Here is an 18746-nt window from a genome sequence, read left to right on the forward strand (position 1 = left end):
ATCAGTAGGTCACCTTGCGTTCGACGAAGCGGAACTGGATGCCCGTCAGCACGATCACCATGATCATCAGGATCACCGATTGCGCCGCGGAGCTGCCGAGGTTCCCCCCGAGCAGGCCGTCGGTATAGACCTTGTAGACCAGCGTCTCCGTCGACTTGCCCGGACCGCCGCGGGTCATGGTGTCGATGATGCCGAACGTGTCGAAGAAGGCGTAGACGATGTTGACGACCAGGAGGAAGAAGATGGTCGGCGACAGCAGCGGGAAAATCACGGTCCAGAACCGCCGCATCGGGCGGGCGCCGTCGATCGCGGCGGCCTCGATCACGCTCTTAGGGATGCTCTGCAGGCCGGCGAGGAAGAACAGGAAATTGTAGGAGATCTGCTTCCAGGCGGCGGCGAGGATGATCAGGGTCGCGGCCTGGTTGCCGTCGAGCAGCGGATTCCAGTCGACGCCGAGGGCGCGCAGGTAGCGCGAGAGCACGCCGAGCGAGGGATGCAGCATGAAGATCCAGAGCACGCCGACGACCGGCGGCGCCACCGCATAGGGCCAGATCAGCAGCGTGCGGTAGAGCATCGAGCCGCGCAGCGGCTTGTCCGCCATCACGGCAAGCAGCAGCGCAAACGACAGCGACGACACCGCGATCGCGAACGAAAAGAAGAAGGTGCGCAGGATCGCCTCGAAATAGGCGGGGTCCTTGAATAGGTCGATATAGTTCTCGAACCAGACGAACGTGGTCGACAGGCCGAAGGCGTCCTGCAGCAGGAACGACTGGATCATCGCCTGCAAGGCGGGCCAATAGAAGAATATCAGGACGATCGCGAGCTGCGGCGCAACCAGCGCATAGGGCAACAGCTTCGACTGGAAAATGGCTTGCTTCTGCATGATGCCCCAGCGCGGCAGGCCGGGCGACCGGCCTGCCGCTTGTCGCCTTACTTCACGGCGGTCTTTTCGAACTGCCGCAGCATGGTGTTGCCGCGCTCGACGGCCGCGTCCAGCGCCTGCTTGGCAGTCTTCTTGCCGGCCAGCGCCTGCTCGATTTCTTCCGCCCAGACGTCGCGGAGCTGCACCATGTTGCCGAGGCGCAGGCCGCGCGAATTCTCGGTCGGCTCCTTGTTGGTCAGCTCGAGCAGCGGGGTCTCGAGATAGGGCTGGTCCTTGTAGAAGCCCTCTGCCTTGGCCTTGTCATAGGCCGCCTTGGTGATCGGCAGATAGCCCGACGATTTGTGGATGTAGACCTGCCGATCCGTATCGGAGAGGAACGTCAGGAACTTCGCCACGCCCTTGTACTCGTCGGCCGACTTGCCGCCCATGATCCAGAGCGAGGCGCCGCCAATGATCGAGTTTTGCGGCGCGCCCTTGACGTCCGGATAATAAGGCATCGGCACCGCGGTGAAGGCGAACTTGGCCTGCGCCTTGACGTTGCCGAAGAACGCCGACGAGGTCAGGTAGAGCGGGCATTCGCCCGACGTGAAGCGGCCTTCGCCGGTGTTGGTGCGGCCGGCATAGTCGTAGGTCTTGTCCTTCTGGAGCTCGACCAGGTTTTCGAGGTGCTTGACCTGGAGCGGGCCGTTGAACGACAGCACGGTGTCGAAGCCGTCGAGACCGTTGGCTTTGGTCGACAGGGGCACGTTGTGCCAGGCCGACAGCTGCTCCAGATTGACCCAGGTGACCCAGGAGTTGGAGAAGCCGCAGGTGGCGTGGCCGGCCGCCTTCAGCTTCTTGGCGGCGTCGAACACCTCGGGCCAGGTCTTCGGGATCTCGACATTGGCCTTCTTCAGCGCGTCGAGATTGACCCACATCACCGTCGACGACGAGTTGAAGGGGAAGGACAGCATCTCGCCCTTCGAGGTCGAGTAGTAGCCGGTGATCGCGGGCAGATAGGCCTTGGGATCGAACTTCTCGCCGGTCTCGGCCATCAGCTTGTAGACCGGCTTCACGGCGCCGGTCGCCGCCATCATGGTGGCGGTGCCGACCTCGAACACCTGCATGATGTGCGGCGCGTTGCCGGCGCGGAACGCGGCGATGCCGGCGTTCATCGTATCGGCGTAGTTGCCCTTGTAGGTCGGAATCACCTTGTAGTCGCTCTGGGCACCGTTGAAGTCGCTCGCGAGCTTGACGATGACGTCGTTGTTGGCGCCCGTCATCGCGTGCCACCACTGGATTTCGGTCACGGCCAGCGCCGGCGAGGCGCCGAGACCAACCGTGAGTGCAACAGCCGCCGCCGCACCAAAATGTCGAAGAGCCATCAAGAAAACCTCCCTTGCCCGTCACTAAAGAAGCGCTTGCGCTACCAGCGCCGTATGACGTTCACATGACTGTGTAAGCGGCCGAAACGAAAGCGGCAAGCGCTGGAAAAGGGAAGCCGGAAAATAGGCGAAGGCGATGCGGACAGCCTCCTCCGTTCGCGGTGCACCCGCGTGGATCGCGCCGCAGTGCGGTATTGGGCAGTTGCGGGACGATGGGCCGCGAGTTCGAAAACCTCTCCCGCAAGCGGGAGAGGGTGCGCACCACCTTGACGAGCGACGTTTGGCCTACCTCAGCGCTTGCGCTCAGGGCCGCAGACCGTGCCGTTTTCGACCATCGCGTCGATCTCGGCCTTGGAGTAGCCGAACTCGCCCAGCACCTCGGCTGCGTGCTGGCTGAATTTCGGCGGCAGAAGGCGCAGGCTCGGCTTGCTGCGGTCGAGCCGGATCGGCGAGGCCACGCCCTTGTACCAGTCCTTCTCGATGATATCGCCGCGCGCGATCGTGTGCGGGTTGGTCAGCGCCTGGTCGATCTTCTGCACCGGCCCTGCCGGCAGGCCCGCAGCGAGCAGGCGGTTGCAGAGCGGCTCGGCCTCGTGCTGGCTGAACACCGCGGCGAGCTCGGCGCGCAGCGCCCCGCGGTTGGCGATGCGGTCCTTGTTGCGGGCGAAACGCGGGTCGGTGCCGAGCTCCGGCTTGCCGATCTCCTTACAGAGCTTGCGGAAGGTACCGTCATTGCCGACGCCGATGAAGATGTTGTCGGTTTTGGTCGGGAAGATCGCGTAAGGCACGAGGTTCGGATGCTCGTTGCCGGTGAGCGACGGCGGCTTGCCATGCATGAAATAGTTCGCGGTGTGCGGATGCATGATGGCAAGGCCGGTCTCGTACAGCGTCGTCTCCAGGAATTGGCCTTTGCCCGAGCGCTGCCGCTCCGACAGCGCCATCAGGATGCCGATCGCGGCATAGAGCCCGGTGCCGATGTCGACCAGGGGCACGCCGATCCGCATCGGGCCGCTCTCGGGCGAGCCGGTCGCGGCGATCATGCCGGTCATGGCCTGGATGATGGCGTCGTAGCCGGGATTGCCGCCGCGCGGGCCGTCGGCGCCGAAGCCGCAGATCCGGCAATGCACGAGGCGCGGGAATTTCCTGCTGAGGACGTCGTTGCCGATGCCCCATTTCTCCAGCGTGCCCGGCTTGAAATTCTCGATCAGGACGTCGGCGGTCTCCAGCATCTTCAGCAGCACGACGCGACCGCCCTCCGAGGCGAGGTCGAGGCCGATCGAGCGCTTGTTGCGGTTGATGCCGACGAAATAGGCCGCGTCCTCCTCATGGAAGGGGGGACCCCACTCACGCACCTCGTCGCCGGCGGGCGGCTCGACCTTGATCACGTCGGCGCCATGGTCGGCGAGGATCTGGGTGCAATACGGGCCGCCGAGCACGCGCGTGAGATCGATGACGCGCAGTCCGCTCATGGCACCTGTGGCGGCTTCAGAACTCATGCCTTCGCTTCCCCTGTGTCGACGTTTGATCACAGGCCTAGCGAGGTTTGCAGGGAGCAGCAATGGCTCCCGGCGTAGGGCCGCATGCGGCCGCCGTTGCGGCAATCCCGCGGCGTGGCAAATGCGGATTCTGGCGGAAGCGGCCAGCCCGAGGGGGATCCCGGGCCAGCCAATCCGCCGTTCGATCAGACGACCGTCAGGCGAACGTCGACATTGCCGCGGGTGGCGTTGGAATAGGGGCACACCTGGTGGGCCTTTGCGACCAGCGCCTCGGCCTCGGCGCGGGCAAGGCCCGGCAGCGAGACCGCGAGGTCGATATCGAGGCCGAAGCCGCCTGCGGAGCGCGGGCCGATGCCGACGGTCGAGGTGACGGAGGCGTCATTCGGAACCTTCGGGCCGCCCTGCGAGGCCACGAACTTCATCGCGCCGATGAAGCAGGCGGCATAGCCGGCCGCGAACAGCTGCTCGGGATTGTTGCCGGCGCCGCCGCCACCGCCGAGCTCCTTCGGCGTGGCCAGCTTGACGTCGAGCGCGCCGTCGAGGGTTGCAGCATGGCCGTCGCGGCCGCCGGTGGCCTTGGCGCTGGTCTTGTAGAGCACGTTCACGGACATTGTCGTCTCCCTGGATTTCGATGGGTACAATGTATATTGCAGGCAATTGTATTGTGCGCAATTGAAATTGCAGAGCCTCACATTTAATTGTTCGCAATTGAACGTGCCGCCGCCGAGCGCCACAATGCCGCAAACCCCGGGAGATTCTCCATGCCCCGAAAATCATCGGCAGCGGACGCGCCGCTGCGGCTCGACAACCAGATCTGCTTCGCGATCTATTCGGCCGCGCATGCCTTTAACCGCATCTACAAGCCGCTGCTGGACCGGCTCGGCCTGACCTATCCGCAATATCTGGTGATGCTGGTGTTGTGGGAGCGCGACGACGTGCCGGTCAAGGACATCGGCGAGCGCCTGTTCCTGGATTCGGGCACGCTGACGCCGCTGCTGAAGCGGCTGGAAGCGGCGCATCTCGTCAAGCGCACCCGCTCCAGCGAGGACGAGCGCCAAGTGTTGATCGCCCTGACGCCGCAGGGCCATGGCTTGAAGGACAAAGCCCGCAGCGTGCCACAGTCGATCCTGGCGGCCTCGCACTGCTCGGTGCCGGAACTGGTCGCGATGAAGGACGAGATCGTGGCGTTGCGGGATCGGCTCAATGCGGTGATCGGGGAGTAGGGGGTTCTAGGAAAGCCGCTTCTTCGTGAAGGCCCGGCCAGAGTGAGACTTCAAGTAAGCCTCGAACGCGAGCGCCTTATGCTTATCAGGGAAGGCGCAGTACCAGATCAGCTTCCATGGCCTGAATTTGGCGGTGTGACTGGACTTGCCGGCATTGTGCTCCGGAATCCGCCGCTTCAAATCCTCTGTGGCGCCGACGTATTCCTGCTCAGGAAATTCGATGCTGCGAAGGATGTAGACGTACCACATTGACGGCTATCGCCCGGGTAGTCGTTCGGTGGGGCCTCACCAGTCCGTCTTCGCCCTTCGGGCTACGCCGGACACCACGCTTCGCCCTTCTGGCTCCGACGTGGCTGCGCCACGCGTAGCGCCGACAGAGGGTTGCCCTATATTGGCGGCTTCCACATGGATCGTCGATAGAATTGATCGGAATTGTCACCAGTCCGTCTTCGCCCTTCGGGCTACGCCGGACACCACGCTTCGCCCTTCTGGCTCCGACGTGGCTGCGCCACGCGTAGCGCCGACAGAGGGTTGCCCTATATTGGCGGCTTCCACATGGATCGTCGATAGAATTGATCGGAATTGTCACCAGTCCGTCTTCGCCCTTCGGGCTACGCCGGACACCACGCTTCGCCCTTCTGGCTCCGACGTGGCTGCGCCACGCGGAGCCCGAAGGGCGAAGCGTGGTGGAGCCAGGCGGGATCGAACCGCCGACCTCTTGCATGCCATGCAAGCGCTCTCCCAGCTGAGCTATGGCCCCTTAGTCCTTGACGGGGTGAATCTGGTGGATCACCCCAACCGGCGAGTCCTGGCGACTCGCGCGGTGCACCCTTTTTCACAGATCAGGACTGATCTCAAGTCTCTTCATCACCTCCGACATCACCAATGATGTCGGTCACGTCCTCATCGCCCTCTTCCTCGTCGGCAATGAAGGTCGAATCATCGTCATCGTCGTCATCGAGGGTCTCGTCGACCTCGATATCGTCCTCCGACTCGGGCACCACGGCCTTGACCTTGCCGGTGTTCTCCTCGGCGTCGGCTTCCTCGAGCGAAACCTCTTCGACCTCTGCCGGCTCGGGCGCAGCATCCGCTGTCGCCGCGTGCCGAGCTTCCGCGCCGCGGGGCATGCGCGCCGGCGCCACCGGGGCGATCGGCACAACTTCGCCGGTATAGGGCGAGACCACCGGATTCTTGTTGAGGTCATAGAACTTTTTGCCCGTAGTCGGGCAAATACGTTTGGTTCCGAGTTCGGACTTGGCCACGGCAGGAATCCTGGGAATGTCTGAAAAGCGGTGTTTCACTTGGCTAGTTGGCGGCCCGCTGTCAATAGCGCATTACAGGAGAACGACATGCCCGTGACGGCGCGCGGACCATGTGGTACCTGCGCCGCAGTCCCCTCAGGGCTCATCCAAGGACACAATCTTGACTCATTCCGACCATCCGAGGCCGCTCCAGTCTCGCGCTAGCGGACCCCTGACCGGGAAAGTACGGGTGCCCGGCGACAAGTCGATCTCTCACCGTGCGCTGATCCTGGGCGCGCTGGCGGTCGGCGAGACCAGGATTTCAGGCCTGCTGGAGGGCGAGGACGTCCTCAACACCGCCAAATCCATGCAGGCGCTGGGCGCCAGGGTCGAGCGCACCGGCGATTTCGCCTGGAAGGTGAACGGGGTAGGCGTCGCGGGCTTCGCCGCGCCCAAGGCGGCTCTGGATTTCGGCAATTCCGGCACCGGCTGCCGGCTGGTGATGGGCGCCGTCGCCGGCTGCCCGATCTCGGCGATCTTCGACGGCGACGCCTCGCTGCGCAGCCGCCCGATGCGCCGGATCCTCGATCCGCTGGAAAAGATGGGCGCGAAGGTCATCTCCGGGGGTGAGGGCGGTCGTCTGCCCATGACCCTGCAGGGCGCGCGCGATCCGCTGCCGATCACCTACACGACGCCGGTCGCCTCGGCCCAGATCAAGTCGGCGGTGCTGCTGGCGGGCCTTGCCGCCCCCGGCACCACCACTGTCATCGAGACTGAAGCCAGCCGCGACCACACCGAGCTGATGCTGAAGCATTTCGGCGCCGACATCGCCTCGGCGCCGGAGGGCGTGCATGGCCGCCGGATCACGCTCAAGGGCCAGCCCGAGCTGCACGGCGCCACGGTGGTGGTGCCTGCCGATCCCTCCTCGGCGGCCTTCCCGATGGTCGCGGCGCTGATCGTCGAGGGCTCCGATATCGTCCTGTCCGACGTCATGACCAATCCGCTGCGCACCGGCCTGTTCACCACGCTGCGCGAGATGGGCGCCTCCATCGAGGAAAGCGAGACACGCGGCGATGCCGGCGAGCCGATGGCGAAACTGCGGGTGCGGGCCTCGAAACTGCGCGGGGTCGAGGTGCCGCCCGAGCGTGCGCCCTCGATGATCGACGAATATCTGGTGCTGGCGGTGGCGGCCTCCTTCGCCGAAGGCACCACCATCATGCGCGGCCTGCACGAGCTGCGCGTCAAGGAATCCGATCGGCTGGAGGCCACCGCCGCCATGCTGCGCGTCAACGGCGTGAAGGTCGAGATCTCCGGCGACGATCTGATCGTCGAAGGCCGCGGTCACGTTCCTGGCGGCGGCATGGTCGCCACCCATATGGACCATCGCATCGCGATGTCCGCGCTGGTGATGGGCTGTGCCGCCGACCAGCCCGTGACGGTCGACGACACCGCCTTCATCGCCACCAGCTTTCCGGATTTCATTCCGATGATGCGTTCGCTAGGGGCCGAGTTTTCATGATCATCGCCATCGACGGGCCCGCCGCCTCGGGGAAGGGGACGCTCGGCAAGCGCCTCGCCCATCATTACGGCTATCGTCATCTCGATACCGGCGTAATCTACCGTGCGGTGGCCTACGCCCTGATGCAATCCGGTCATGATCTCCGTGACGAGGCGGCCGCGGTGCAGGCCGCGCTGGAGCTCGATCCCGAAAAGTTCGGCAATCCCGCGCTGAAGACCCAGAAGGCCGGCGAGGGGGCCTCCATCGTCTCGGCGATCCCCAGGGTTCGCGAGGTCCTGGTCAATTTCCAGCGGCAATTCGCCGCCGATCCGCCCGGCGCCGTCCTGGACGGCCGCGACATTGGAACCGTGATCTGCCCGGACGCCGACGTGAAGATCTTCGTCGTCGCCGACCCCCGGGTCCGCGCCCGTCGCCGCACCATGGAGGCCAGGGCGAGGGGCGAGGAGGCCGACGAGGCCGCCGTGCTCGCCGACATCATCCAGCGCGACGAACGCGACAAGAACCGGCCGATCGCACCCTTGAAACCAGCCCCGGATGCTTACTTGCTAGATAACTCCCAACTGGATATAGAAGGCGGCGTCCGGGCCGCCATCGACATTATCGAGGCCGTCCGAGCGGGCCGGTCGCGGGGTTAAGCCGCAGCCGTCATTGGAGGAAGCGCCCGCTCCCGCTCTTTGAGGTCGATACGTCAGGCCCCTCGTTTCGGGACCGGCACGATCCAGGCTCCGGACACAAGATTTCCACGTATCGAACGCGCGGGCCTCAGCCGGCCCGCTTCCGCTGTTTCGGCGTCGAGCCGGGGCAGCGAGCGGTCGCTCGAAGGTTCTGCGGACCTTCCGACACTGCGCGTGCGATATGCCCATGAACCCAACGGCCGGCATGCTTCCGCAATTGGAGAACAAATGGCTTCGACTTCTGCTGATACCTATAGCCCGTCGCGCGACGATTTCGCTGCGATGCTCGACGAGTCCTTTGCAGGCGGCAACCTGCAGGAAAGCTCCGTCATCAAGGGCAAGGTGGTTGCAATTGAAAAGGACATGGCCGTCATCGACGTCGGCCTGAAGACCGAGGGCCGCGTCGCCCTGCGCGAATTTTCCGGCCCCGGCCGTGACAGTGAACTGAAGGTCGGCGACGAGGTGGAAGTGTTCCTCGATCGCATCGAGAACGCCCTCGGCGAAGCCGTGCTGTCGCGCGACAAGGCGCGCCGCGAAGAGAGCTGGGGCAAGCTCGAGAAGGCGTTCCAGAACAACGAGAAGGTCAACGGCGTCATCTTCAACCAGGTCAAGGGCGGCTTCACCGTCGACCTCGACGGTGCCGTGGCCTTCCTGCCGCGCTCGCAGGTCGACATCCGTCCGATCCGCGACGTTGCACCGCTGATGAACAACTCGCAGCCGTTCCAGATCCTCAAGATGGATCGCCGCCGCGGCAACATCGTGGTGTCGCGCCGCACGGTTCTCGAAGAGACCCGCGCCGAGCAGCGCCAGGAGCTGGTGCAGAACCTCGAAGAGGGTCAGGTCATCGACGGCGTGGTCAAGAACATCACCGATTACGGTGCGTTCGTCGATCTCGGCGGCATCGACGGCCTGCTGCACGTCACCGACATCGCGTGGCGCCGCGTCAACCATCCGACCGAGGTGCTCTCGATCGGCCAGACCGTGAAGGTCAAGATCATCAAGATCAACCACGAGACGCACCGCATCTCGTTGGGCATGAAGCAGCTGCTGGACGATCCGTGGCAGGGCATCGAAGCCAAGTACCCGCTGGGTGCCCGCTTCACCGGCCGCGTCACCAACATCACCGACTACGGTGCGTTCGTCGAGCTCGAGCCGGGCATCGAAGGCCTGATCCACGTCTCCGAAATGTCGTGGACCAAGAAGAACATGCACCCCGGCAAGATCGTTTCGACCTCGCAGGAAGTCGAAGTGCAGGTGCTGGAAGTTGATTCCGTCAAGCGCCGCATCTCGCTCGGCCTCAAGCAGACCATGCGCAACCCCTGGGAGGTCTTCGTCGAAGGTCACCCGACCGGTTCGGTGGTCGAGGGCGAGGTCAAGAACAAGACCGAGTTCGGTCTGTTCCTTGGCCTCGAGGGCGACGTCGACGGCATGGTCCATCTCTCCGACCTCGACTGGAAGCTTCCGGGCGAGCAGGTGATCGACAACTACAAGAAGGGCGACATGGTGAAGGCCGTGGTGCTCGATGTGGACGTCGAGAAGGAGCGCATCTCGCTCGGCATCAAGCAGCTCGAAGGCGACCCCTTCGCCGAGCCGGGCGATGTCAAGAAGGGCGCGGTCGTGACCTGCGAAGTGCTCGAAGTGAAGGAAAGCGGTATCGAGGTGAAGATCGCCGGTACCGACTTCTCGACCTTCATCAAGCGCTCCGAGCTTGCCCGTGACCGCAACGACCAGCGCGCCGAACGCTTCGCCGTCGGCGAGAAGGTCGACGCCCGCGTGATCCAGTTCGACAAGAAGGCCCGCAAGGTCCAGGTGTCGATCAAGGCGCTCGAAGTTGCCGAAGAGAAGGAAGCCATCGCGCAATACGGCTCCTCCGATTCGGGTGCGACGCTCGGCGACATCCTGGGCACCGCGCTCAAGAACCGCGACAGCAAGTAAGCGGAACGTTCTTTTCGCTGACATCGAAGCCCCGGCGCGAGCCGGGGCTTTTTCTGTTGGAGCGACATTCTCCGCTGTCGTCCATGACAAGCGCAGCTCCCGTCAACGCGTCGCGTTGGGAGCAGAGCGCAGATCAGGGACCCATACCCACAGGAAGTGGTTTGGCGAAGACTTCGGAATGGGCGTCCCGTGTCACACGTCTCCCTGTGGTTATGGATCCCCGCCTTCGCGGGATGACGGCTGAGTTTGTGGCGACTTGCTCGGCCTCACGAGGCCTTGTTTTCTTCAAATTGCGCCGCAATTGATGTATCCAGATAAGCCGTTGGTCACGCCGTGACGGCACAACGCGTCCAGTCTTTCATTTGGAGATATTCCGATGTCGCTCGATTCGGACATCATCGTCGATCGCCGCCGGATCCGTCGCAAGCTGACGTTCTGGCGCGTCGTGGCCGCGCTGATCGCGATCGCGGCGATCGCAAGCGCCGCGCTGATCGCGACACCCGGCGCGCGGGGTAGCTTCGCATCCGCCGGCTCGATCGCGCGGGTTCACATCGAGGGCCTGATCCGCAGCGATTCCGATCGCACGCAGGCGCTGGAACGGCTGGAGAATTCGCAGGCCGCCGCCGTCATCGTTCACATCAACTCGCCGGGCGGCACCACCGCCGGCTCCGAGCAGCTCTACGATTCGCTGGTCCGGCTGAAGGCGAAGAAGCCGCTCGTCGTGGTGGTCGAGGGCCTGGCTGCCTCCGGCGGCTACATCACGGCTATTGCAAGCGATCACATCATCGCCCAGCAGAGCTCGCTGGTCGGATCGATCGGCGTGCTGTTCCAATATCCCAACGTCAGCGAGCTGCTGAAGACGATCGGCGTCAAGGTCGAGGAGGTGAAGTCGTCGCCGCTGAAGGCCGCGCCGAACGGTTACGAGCCGACCAGCCCCGAAGCGCGGGCCGCCCTCGATGCGCTGGTGAAGGATTCCTACGCCTGGTTCAGGGGATTGGTGAAGGATCGGCGTGGCATGGATGACACGCAGCTCGAGAAAGTGGCCGACGGCCGCGTCTTCACCGGACGCCAGGCGATCGCCCTCAAGCTGATCGACCAGATCGGCGACGAGAAGACGGCGGTGTCCTGGCTCGTCGAGCACAAGAGCGTCAAGAAGGGTCTGCCGGTACGCGACTACAAGCTCCAGCCGCGTTTTGGCGATCTGACGTTCCTCAAGACGGCGGCTGCCGTTACGCTGGAAGCGCTTGGTTTGAGCTCGATTGCGCATCAAATCGGGCAAACCGGCGTGGCGCAGGCGGTCGATCGGTTCGGAATGGACGGAATGCTGGCCCTGTGGCAACCGGCCACCTCGAACTGAGGTGTCTAGGCGAGCTTCCCAAGGTTTTCCCGTCTGACGGGCATCGGGACAGCCCGCTTTTTCGGCATTTGTCACGCATTTTCACGACGCTCAACCTTGATTTAGCGTCTTGACAGATCAAGGTATTTTCACGGAAATGGTCATCCGCACGCTCCCGGGTCCTATCTCTCGATGATCAAATCCGAACTTGTTCAGCGTATCGCCGAGCACAACCCGCATCTGTACCAGCGGGATGTCGAGAACATTGTGAATGCGATTCTCGAGGAGATCGTAGCGGCCCTCGCGCGCGGCGATCGCGTCGAGCTGCGCGGCTTCGGTGCCTTCTCGGTCAAGCATCGCCCCGCACGCGCCGGGCGTAATCCGCGTACCGGCGCCCATGTGCCCGTCGATCAGAAGAGCGTTCCGTTCTTCAAGACCGGCAAGGAAATGCGCGAGCGGCTGAACCGCGACCATCCGGATCCCGGCGCGGCGGACTGAGCCGGCCGGGGTTTGTCTGCGGTCGCGCATGACGCGGCCCCGAGCTTGATTCAAGGCGAGCGAAGCGAGATGCGAAAGTTCCTGACCGCGCTGATCGTCATTCCGCTGGGCCTGATCCTGGTGGCGTTTGCCGTTGCCAACCGGCATTTCGTCACGGTCTCGTTCGATCCCTTCATTGCGGACGATCCGTCATCGTCGATCACCTTGCCGCTGTTCCTGCTGCTGATCCTGGTGGCGGCCATCGGGGTCTTCGCGGGCGGCTGTGCCGTTTGGTTCGGCCAACGGCACTGGCGGCGCTCCGCGCGCCGGCACGAGGCTGAGGCCCGGGCCGCCAGGGGCGAACTGGCCGATCTGCGGGCCCAGGCGGCCGCGGCGAGGCCCGAATCCCAGCGCCTTCCCGCCCCGATCGGGGTGGGGCTCTACGGGCCCATCGGGCGAGACAAGCAGCGCGCGACGTTGTAGAAGCGGCCGCAACGCAAAACCCCTTTTTTCCGGCCGCGAGCCCGCGGTCTCCATTTGCCTTGAGATCATGTCCCTGCTCGTCAAGATCTGCGGCCTGTCCACGCGCGAGACGCTTCAAACGGCGCTCGCCGCGGGTGCGGATATGGTGGGCTTCGTGTTCTTCCCGCCGTCGCCGCGGCACCTGTCCCTTGAGCTCGGCCGCGAGCTCGGCCGCCAGGTCGAGGGGCGCGCGCTCAAGGTGGCGCTCACCGTCGATGCCGATGATGCCACGCTCGACAACATCATGGACGCGCTGTCGCCGGACATTTTCCAGCTCCACGGCAAGGAAAGCGTCGCGCGGCTGCGCGACATCAAGCAGAAGTACGGCCGCCCGGTGATGAAGGCGCTGCCGGTCGAGACGGCGGCCGATCTCGCCGTGTTGCCGGGCTATGCCGCTGTTTCCGACCGCATCCTGTTCGATGCGAGGCCTCCGAAGGACGCGACGCGGCCGGGCGGGCTCGGCGCGCCGTTCGATTGGCACCTGCTGCAAAACCTCGAGCTCGCGCTGCCGTATATGGTTTCAGGCGGCCTGCATGCCGGGAACATCGCCGAGGCCGTGCGCCTGACCGGCGCCGGCGGCGTCGATGTGTCCTCCGGGGTGGAGAGCGCTCCCGGTGTGAAGGATCCGGAGATGATCAAAGCCTTCATCCGCGCCGCGCGCGCCATTCAAGAGCTGAACGTCAAAGAGTTGAGCGTCCGATGAACATCGCCAAGCCAAATTCCTACCGCAGCGGCCCAGACGAGCGCGGCCATTTCGGCATTTTCGGCGGACGCTTCGTCGCCGAAACGCTGATGCCGCTGATCCTCGATCTGGAGAAGGCCTATACCGAGGCCAAGGCCGATCCGGCGTTCCAGGCCGAGATGAACGGCTATCTCAAGAACTATGTCGGCCGGCCCTCGCCGCTCTATTTCGCCGAGCGCCTGACGGAGCATCTCGGCGGCGCCAAGATCTACCTCAAGCGCGAAGAGCTCAACCACACCGGCTCGCACAAGGTGAACAACGTGCTCGGCCAGATCATGCTGGCGCGGCGCATGGGCAAGAAGCGCATCATCGCCGAGACCGGCGCGGGCCAGCATGGCGTCGCCACCGCGACGCTGTGCGCGCGCTTCGGCCTGGAATGCGTGGTCTATATGGGCGCCGTCGACGTCGAGCGGCAGCAGCCCAACGTCATCCGCATGGAGATGCTGGGCGCCAAGGTGATGCCGGTGCAGTCGGGCACGCGCACGCTGAAGGACGCCATGAACGAGGCGCTGCGCGACTGGGTCACCAACGTGCACAACACGTTCTACTGCATCGGCACGGTGGCGGGCCCGCATCCCTATCCGACCTTGGTGCGCGATTTCCAGTCGATCATCGGCAACGAGACCAAGGCGCAGATGCAGGAGGTCGAGGGCCGCCTGCCGGACTCGCTGGTCGCCTGCATCGGCGGCGGCTCCAACGCGATGGGCCTGTTCCATCCGTTCCTCGACGATCCCTCGGTCGAAATTTTCGGCGTCGAGGCCGCCGGTCATGGGCTGACGCAGCTGCATGCCGCGTCGATCGCGGGCGGCCGTCCCGGCGTGCTGCACGGCAACCGCACTTATCTCTTGATGGACGCCGACGGCCAGATCCAGGACGCGCATTCGATCTCGGCTGGCCTCGATTATCCCGGCATCGGGCCCGAGCATTCCTGGCTGCACGAGGTCGGGCGCGTGAATTACCTGTCCGCGACCGACGACGAGGCGCTCGCCGCGTTCCAGCTGCTCTCGAAGCTCGAAGGCATCATCCCCGCGCTCGAACCCGCGCATGCCATCGCCAAGGTGATGGAGCTCGCGCCGAAGCGACCGCAAGACCACCTGATGGTCGTCAACCTCTCCGGCCGCGGCGACAAGGACGTCCCGCAAGTCGGCGACATCCTGAGGGGCAAGAAGTGACCACGCGTATCGACACTCGCTTTGCCGAGCTGAAAAAGCAGGGCCGCGCGGCCTTCGTGACCTTCCTGATGGCCGGCGATCCCGATCCCGCGACCTCGCTCGAGGTCATCAAGGCGTTGCCGAAATCAGGCGCCGACGTGATCGAGATCGGCATGCCCTTCACCGATCCGATGGCCGACGGTCCGTCGATCCAGGCCGCAGGCCTGCGTGCGCTGAAGGCCGGCATGACGCTGAAGAAGACGCTGGAGCTGGTGCGCGGCTTCCGCAAGGACGACAATGCGACGCCGATCGTGCTGATGGGCTATTACAACCCGATCTACATTTACGGCGTCGACAAATTTCTCGTCGATGCCAAGGCCGCCGGCGTCGACGGCCTCATCATCGTCGATCTGCCGCCGGAGGAAGACGAGGAACTCTGCCTGCCCGCGATGAAGGCGGGTCTCAACTTCATCCGCCTGGCGACGCCGACCACCGACGACAAGCGCCTGCCGGCGGTGCTCGCCAACACGTCCGGCTTCGTCTACTACGTCTCCATCACCGGCATCACCGGTGCTGCGGCCGCGGACTCTTCGGCAGTCAGCGAGGCCGTTGCCCGCATCAAGCGGCACACCAAGCTGCCGGTCTGCGTCGGCTTCGGCATCCGCACGCCCGAGACCGCGCGTGCCATTGCTTCCCATGCCAACGGCGCCGTGGTCGGCACCGCGCTGGTCGATGCGCTCAAGAACAGCCTCGATGCCGAGGGACGGGCGACCGCCAAAACCGTTAACGCCGTCGCCGAGTTGACGGCGGCCCTGGCCCAGGGCGTCAAGGGCGCGCAACAGGCGGCGGAATAGGCCATAATTCCGCTTTAGCCCTTTAGTTTGAGCATGATCTTGTCGGAAAACCGCTTCACACTTTTCCGGATCGTGCTCTAACGCGGGCGACACGGCGGCTTGCCGGGCGGAGGTCCGGCCGCCATATATCCTTTCAGGCGGCCCTCCGCGGGGTCGCACATCGGAGCAAACCATGAACTGGCTTACCAATGTGGTCCGGCCGAAGATCCGCAACATGCTGCGGCGGGAGACGCCGGAGAATCTGTGGATCAAGTGCCCGGATTCCGGACAGCTCGTGTTCTACAAGGACGTCGAGGCCAACCAGTTCGTCATCCCCGGCTCGAACTACCACATGCGCATGGGCGCGGTGGCGCGCTTGAAGTCGATCTTCGACAACGAGACCTGGTTCGACGTCGCGTTGCCCGAGGTGACGCCCGACCCGCTCAAGTTCCGCGACGAGAAGAAATATGTCGACCGCATCAAGGATGCGCGGGCCCGGACCAATCTCAACGACGCGATCAAGGTCGGCTACGGCAAGCTCGAAGGCTCGGCCGTCGTCGTCGCCGTGCAGGATTTCGACTTCATGGGCGGCTCGCTCGGCATGGCAGCCGGCGAGGCCATCGTGCGCGGGATGGAGCTTGCGGTCGAGAAGAACTCGCCCTTCATCGTGTTCGCCGCATCCGGCGGTGCGCGCATGCAGGAGGGCATCCTGTCGCTGATGCAGATGCCGCGTACGACTGTCGCGGTGCAGATGCTGCGTGAGGCCAAGCTGCCCTACATCGTCGTGCTGACCAATCCGACCACCGGCGGCGTCACCGCGTCCTACGCGATGCTGGGCGACGTGCAGATCGCCGAGCCCGGCGCGCTGATCGGCTTTGCCGGCGCGCGCGTGATCGAGCAGACCATTCGTGAAAAGCTGCCCGAGGGCTTCCAACGCGCTGAATACCTCAAGGAGCACGGCATGGTCGACATGGTCGTGCATCGCCATGAGCTGCGCCCGACCCTGGCGCGGCTCTGCCGCCTGCTGACCAAGGCGCCGGCGCAGGATGGCGCATCGAAGCCAGCGCAGGCCGCTACCGGCCCGGCACAGATCGTATCGGCCGCTGAGCCGGCGCCGGCTGCGCCCCACGCGTGAACGCGTCTCCGGACAGCACGAAGACGCCGCTCGGCGAGTTGATCGGGCGGCTGTCGGTCCTGCATCAGAAACGCATTGATCTGGGCCTTGAGCGGATGCACCGGCTGCTCGAACGGCTCGGGCATCCCGAACGCAAGCTTGCGCCGGTGATCCACATCGCCGGCACCAATGGCAAGGGCTCGACGCTGGCCTATCTGCGCGCGACGCTGGAGGCCGCGGGCTTGCGCGTCCACGCCTATACCTCGCCCTATCTCGTCCGCATCAACGAGTGTTTTCGGCTCGGCCGCCTCGGTGGCGGCGTTCTGGTCGGCGACGACGAGTTGCGCGCGGCGCTGGAAGAGGTCGAACGCGTCAATGCCGGCGAAGCCGCGACCTTGTTCGAGCTGAAGACGGCAGCCGCCTTTCGTTTGTTCGCGCAGAACCCGGCCGACGTGGTGCTGCTCGAAGTCGGCCTTGGCGGCCGGCTCGACTCGACCAACGTCATCGACGCTCCGGCCGCCTGCGTGATCACGCCCGTCAGCATGGATCACATGGACTTTCTCGGCGATACGTTGACCTCGATCGCCGGCGAGAAGGCGGCGATCATCAAGCGCGGCGTGCCGGTGATCTCTGCGGAGCAGGCGCCGGACGCGATGGCCGTGATCGAGGCGCAAGCCAAGCGCATGCGTGCGCCGCTGTTTGCCGCCAGCGAGAGCTGGCACGTCAATGTTGAGCGCGGCCGTCTGGTCTATTCCGACGACCGCGGCCTGATGGATCTCCCGGCGCCGCGTCTGTTCGGCCGCCACCAATTCGCCAATGCCGGCCTCGCCATCGCGACGCTGCGGGCGATCCCTGATCTTAAGGTGAGCCACGCCGCGTTCGAGGCCGGCATTGTCGGCGCCGAATGGCCGGCGCGGATGCAGCGCATCACCTCGGGCGAGCTGCTGTCCTGGGGTCCGCAGGGCTCGGAAATCTGGCTCGACGGCGGCCACAACGCCGAAGGCGGCCGTGTCGCGGCCGCCGCGCTCGGCGATCTCGAAGAGCGGGTGTCGCGGCCGCTAGTCGTGATCGTCGGCATGATGGCGAACAAGGACGCGCAAGGGTTTTTAACCAATTTCGCCGGCCTCACCCGTCACATCATCGCGGTGCCGATCCCCGACACCGAGAACGCGATGCCGGTGGACCGCCTCGCGGATGCCGCGCGCAGCCTGGGCATGCGCGTCGAGATCGCGCCCGGAATCGAGGCGGCGCTGCGTGCATTGGCGAAGCTCGCCTACGAGGTGCCGCCGCGTATCCTGATCACCGGCTCGCTATATCTGGCCGGCCATGTGCTCGCCATCAACGGCACGCCGCCTGCATAGGTGTCGTGTCCCGGGCGCGCGAAGCGCGAGCCGGGACCTAGAATGCCGCGACATGGGCCCCGGCTCTGCAGCGCATCGCGGAAGACGCGCTGCGCTGCGTCCGGGGCACGAGAGCAGGGATAACAAAAATGCGTTTTGCCGCCATCGCCGACGTTCACGGAAACTCCCTCGCGCTGGAGGCCGTGCTCGCCGACATCCGCGCGCTTGACATCACCGCCATCGTCAATCTCGGCGACATGCTGAGCGGCCCGCTCGATGCGCGCCGCACCATCGAGATCCTGATGAATCTCGATGCCGTGCATGTGCTCGGCAACCACGACCGCTATCTGCTCGATCGTCCGCCGGAGAAGATGGGCTCGTGGGATCGTCCCGCCTTTGAAGCGCTCGACGCCGCGCAGCTCGACTGGCTGCGCGCGCAGCCGACGACGCATGTGTTCCGCGACCAGGTGTTTCTCTGTCACGCGACCCCCGGCAATGACGAGGTGTACTGGCTCGACATTGTGCATCCCGATGGCGCAGTGGCGCTGTCGCCGCTGGACCGGATCGAGCCATTCGCGCTGGGACTCACGCAATCGCTGATCCTCTGCGCCCACACCCATCTCGCCCGCGCCGTGCGCCTGCGCGACGGCCGGCTGATCGTCAATCCCGGCAGCGTCGGCTGTCCCGGCTTTCGCGACAAGCATCCGTATCCACATGTCGTCGAAGCCGGCACGCCGCACGCGCGTTATGCCATCCTCGAGCTGGTGGATGGTGCCTGGCAGGTGACGTTCCGCCATGTCGCGTATGATCACGAGACGATGGCGGCGCTGGCGCGCCGCAATGGGCAGCCAGAACTCGCCAATGCGCTCGCGACGGGGTGGATCGGCTAGCTCCTC

At 64.9% G+C, this 18746-nt stretch carries 19 protein-coding genes and 1 tRNA gene; 13 read left to right on the forward strand and 7 right to left on the reverse strand.

All coding sequences use genetic code 11. The annotated features are described in order from the left end of the window. Position 1: 1 nt before the first annotated feature. The 4 genes from ugpA to WI560_RS00470 all read right to left on the reverse strand — a co-directional run bounded on the left by ugpA (position 2) and on the right by WI560_RS00470 (position 4354). The gene (gene ugpA / locus WI560_RS00455; protein ID WP_257179037.1) at positions 2-883 is read right to left on the reverse strand and encodes a sn-glycerol-3-phosphate ABC transporter permease UgpA; all 882 of its coding nucleotides are present in this window, start codon (positions 881-883) and stop codon (positions 2-4) included. Between the two features lie 47 nt (positions 884-930). Then, positions 931-2247, reverse strand: coding sequence for a sn-glycerol-3-phosphate ABC transporter substrate-binding protein UgpB (gene ugpB, locus WI560_RS00460; protein WP_375306458.1), 1317 nt, complete (start codon positions 2245-2247; stop codon positions 931-933). Positions 2248-2537: 290 nt separating this feature from the next. Further along, positions 2538-3743, reverse strand: coding sequence for a CaiB/BaiF CoA transferase family protein (locus WI560_RS00465; protein WP_375306459.1), 1206 nt, complete (start codon positions 3741-3743; stop codon positions 2538-2540). A gap of 185 nt (positions 3744-3928) precedes the next feature. Further along, the gene (locus tag WI560_RS00470; protein ID WP_257197312.1) at positions 3929-4354 is read right to left on the reverse strand and encodes an organic hydroperoxide resistance protein; all 426 of its coding nucleotides are present in this window, start codon (positions 4352-4354) and stop codon (positions 3929-3931) included. A gap of 150 nt (positions 4355-4504) precedes the next feature. On the opposite strand from WI560_RS00470, the gene WI560_RS00475 reads away from it, so the two are divergent. After that, complete coding sequence (locus WI560_RS00475) at positions 4505-4966, forward strand: MarR family winged helix-turn-helix transcriptional regulator (RefSeq protein WP_375306460.1); 462 nt, start codon at positions 4505-4507, stop codon at positions 4964-4966. Positions 4967-4972: 6 nt separating this feature from the next. Here the strand turns inward: WI560_RS00475 and WI560_RS00480 are convergent, their stop codons facing one another. From WI560_RS00480 to WI560_RS00490, 3 genes are all read right to left on the reverse strand, one after another. Next, positions 4973-5215 carry a GIY-YIG nuclease family protein gene (locus tag WI560_RS00480; RefSeq protein WP_375306461.1) on the reverse strand — a complete coding sequence of 81 codons (243 nt, stop codon included), beginning with the start codon at positions 5213-5215 and terminating at the stop codon, positions 4973-4975. A 435-nt stretch (positions 5216-5650) separates the two neighbouring features. Beyond that, positions 5651-5726: transfer RNA gene (locus WI560_RS00485), tRNA-Ala, on the reverse strand. 94 nt (positions 5727-5820) lie between these two features. Further along, positions 5821-6228: a TIGR02300 family protein gene (locus WI560_RS00490; protein WP_375306462.1), complete on the reverse strand. Its 408-nt coding sequence runs from the start codon at positions 6226-6228 to the stop codon at positions 5821-5823. Positions 6229-6388: 160 nt separating this feature from the next. On the opposite strand from WI560_RS00490, the gene aroA reads away from it, so the two are divergent. The 12 genes from aroA (at position 6389) to WI560_RS00550 (ending at position 18740) form a co-directional block, all read left to right on the forward strand. Then, positions 6389-7726, forward strand: a complete 1338-nt coding sequence (gene aroA, locus WI560_RS00495) for a 3-phosphoshikimate 1-carboxyvinyltransferase (protein WP_375306463.1) — start codon at positions 6389-6391, stop codon at positions 7724-7726. Next, entirely contained in the window at positions 7723-8361 is a 639-nt protein-coding gene (gene cmk, locus WI560_RS00500) for a (d)CMP kinase (RefSeq protein WP_126256969.1), read from the forward strand. Before aroA ends, cmk begins: the two co-directional genes overlap by 4 nt. A 267-nt stretch (positions 8362-8628) precedes the next feature. After that, the gene (gene rpsA / locus WI560_RS00505; protein WP_257179029.1) at positions 8629-10335 is read left to right on the forward strand and encodes a 30S ribosomal protein S1; all 1707 of its coding nucleotides are present in this window, start codon (positions 8629-8631) and stop codon (positions 10333-10335) included. Between the two features lie 376 nt (positions 10336-10711). Continuing rightward, positions 10712-11692, forward strand: a complete 981-nt coding sequence (sppA, locus tag WI560_RS00510) for a signal peptide peptidase SppA (protein WP_375306464.1) — start codon at positions 10712-10714, stop codon at positions 11690-11692. 171 nt (positions 11693-11863) lie between these two features. Next, complete coding sequence (locus WI560_RS00515; protein ID WP_008539997.1) at positions 11864-12169, forward strand: integration host factor subunit beta; 306 nt, start codon at positions 11864-11866, stop codon at positions 12167-12169. Positions 12170-12238: 69 nt separating this feature from the next. Then, positions 12239-12631 (forward strand): lipopolysaccharide assembly protein LapA domain-containing protein, encoded by a 393-nt coding sequence (locus WI560_RS00520; protein WP_375306465.1) that lies wholly within the window; start codon positions 12239-12241, stop codon positions 12629-12631. Positions 12632-12698: 67 nt separating this feature from the next. Beyond that, the gene (locus WI560_RS00525; RefSeq protein ID WP_375306466.1) at positions 12699-13373 is read left to right on the forward strand and encodes a phosphoribosylanthranilate isomerase; all 675 of its coding nucleotides are present in this window, start codon (positions 12699-12701) and stop codon (positions 13371-13373) included. After that, complete coding sequence (gene trpB, locus WI560_RS00530; RefSeq protein WP_375306467.1) at positions 13370-14584, forward strand: tryptophan synthase subunit beta; 1215 nt, start codon at positions 13370-13372, stop codon at positions 14582-14584. Before WI560_RS00525 ends, trpB begins: the two co-directional genes overlap by 4 nt. Beyond that, positions 14581-15417, forward strand: a complete 837-nt coding sequence (trpA, locus tag WI560_RS00535; RefSeq protein ID WP_375306468.1) for a tryptophan synthase subunit alpha — start codon at positions 14581-14583, stop codon at positions 15415-15417. The genes trpB and trpA overlap by 4 nt, the downstream gene beginning before the upstream one ends. Before the next feature lie 172 nt (positions 15418-15589). Beyond that, complete coding sequence (accD, locus tag WI560_RS00540) at positions 15590-16531, forward strand: acetyl-CoA carboxylase, carboxyltransferase subunit beta (protein WP_375306469.1); 942 nt, start codon at positions 15590-15592, stop codon at positions 16529-16531. Further along, the gene (locus WI560_RS00545; protein WP_375306470.1) at positions 16528-17871 is read left to right on the forward strand and encodes a bifunctional folylpolyglutamate synthase/dihydrofolate synthase; all 1344 of its coding nucleotides are present in this window, start codon (positions 16528-16530) and stop codon (positions 17869-17871) included. The genes accD and WI560_RS00545 overlap by 4 nt, the downstream gene beginning before the upstream one ends. 128 nt (positions 17872-17999) lie before the next feature. After that, positions 18000-18740: a metallophosphoesterase family protein gene (locus WI560_RS00550; protein WP_375306471.1), complete on the forward strand. Its 741-nt coding sequence runs from the start codon at positions 18000-18002 to the stop codon at positions 18738-18740. The last annotated feature ends 6 nt before the right edge of the window (positions 18741-18746 follow it).

This window comes from Bradyrhizobium sp. A11 (assembly GCF_042077125.1).
Classification (GTDB): domain Bacteria; phylum Pseudomonadota; class Alphaproteobacteria; order Rhizobiales; family Xanthobacteraceae; genus Bradyrhizobium; species Bradyrhizobium japonicum_B.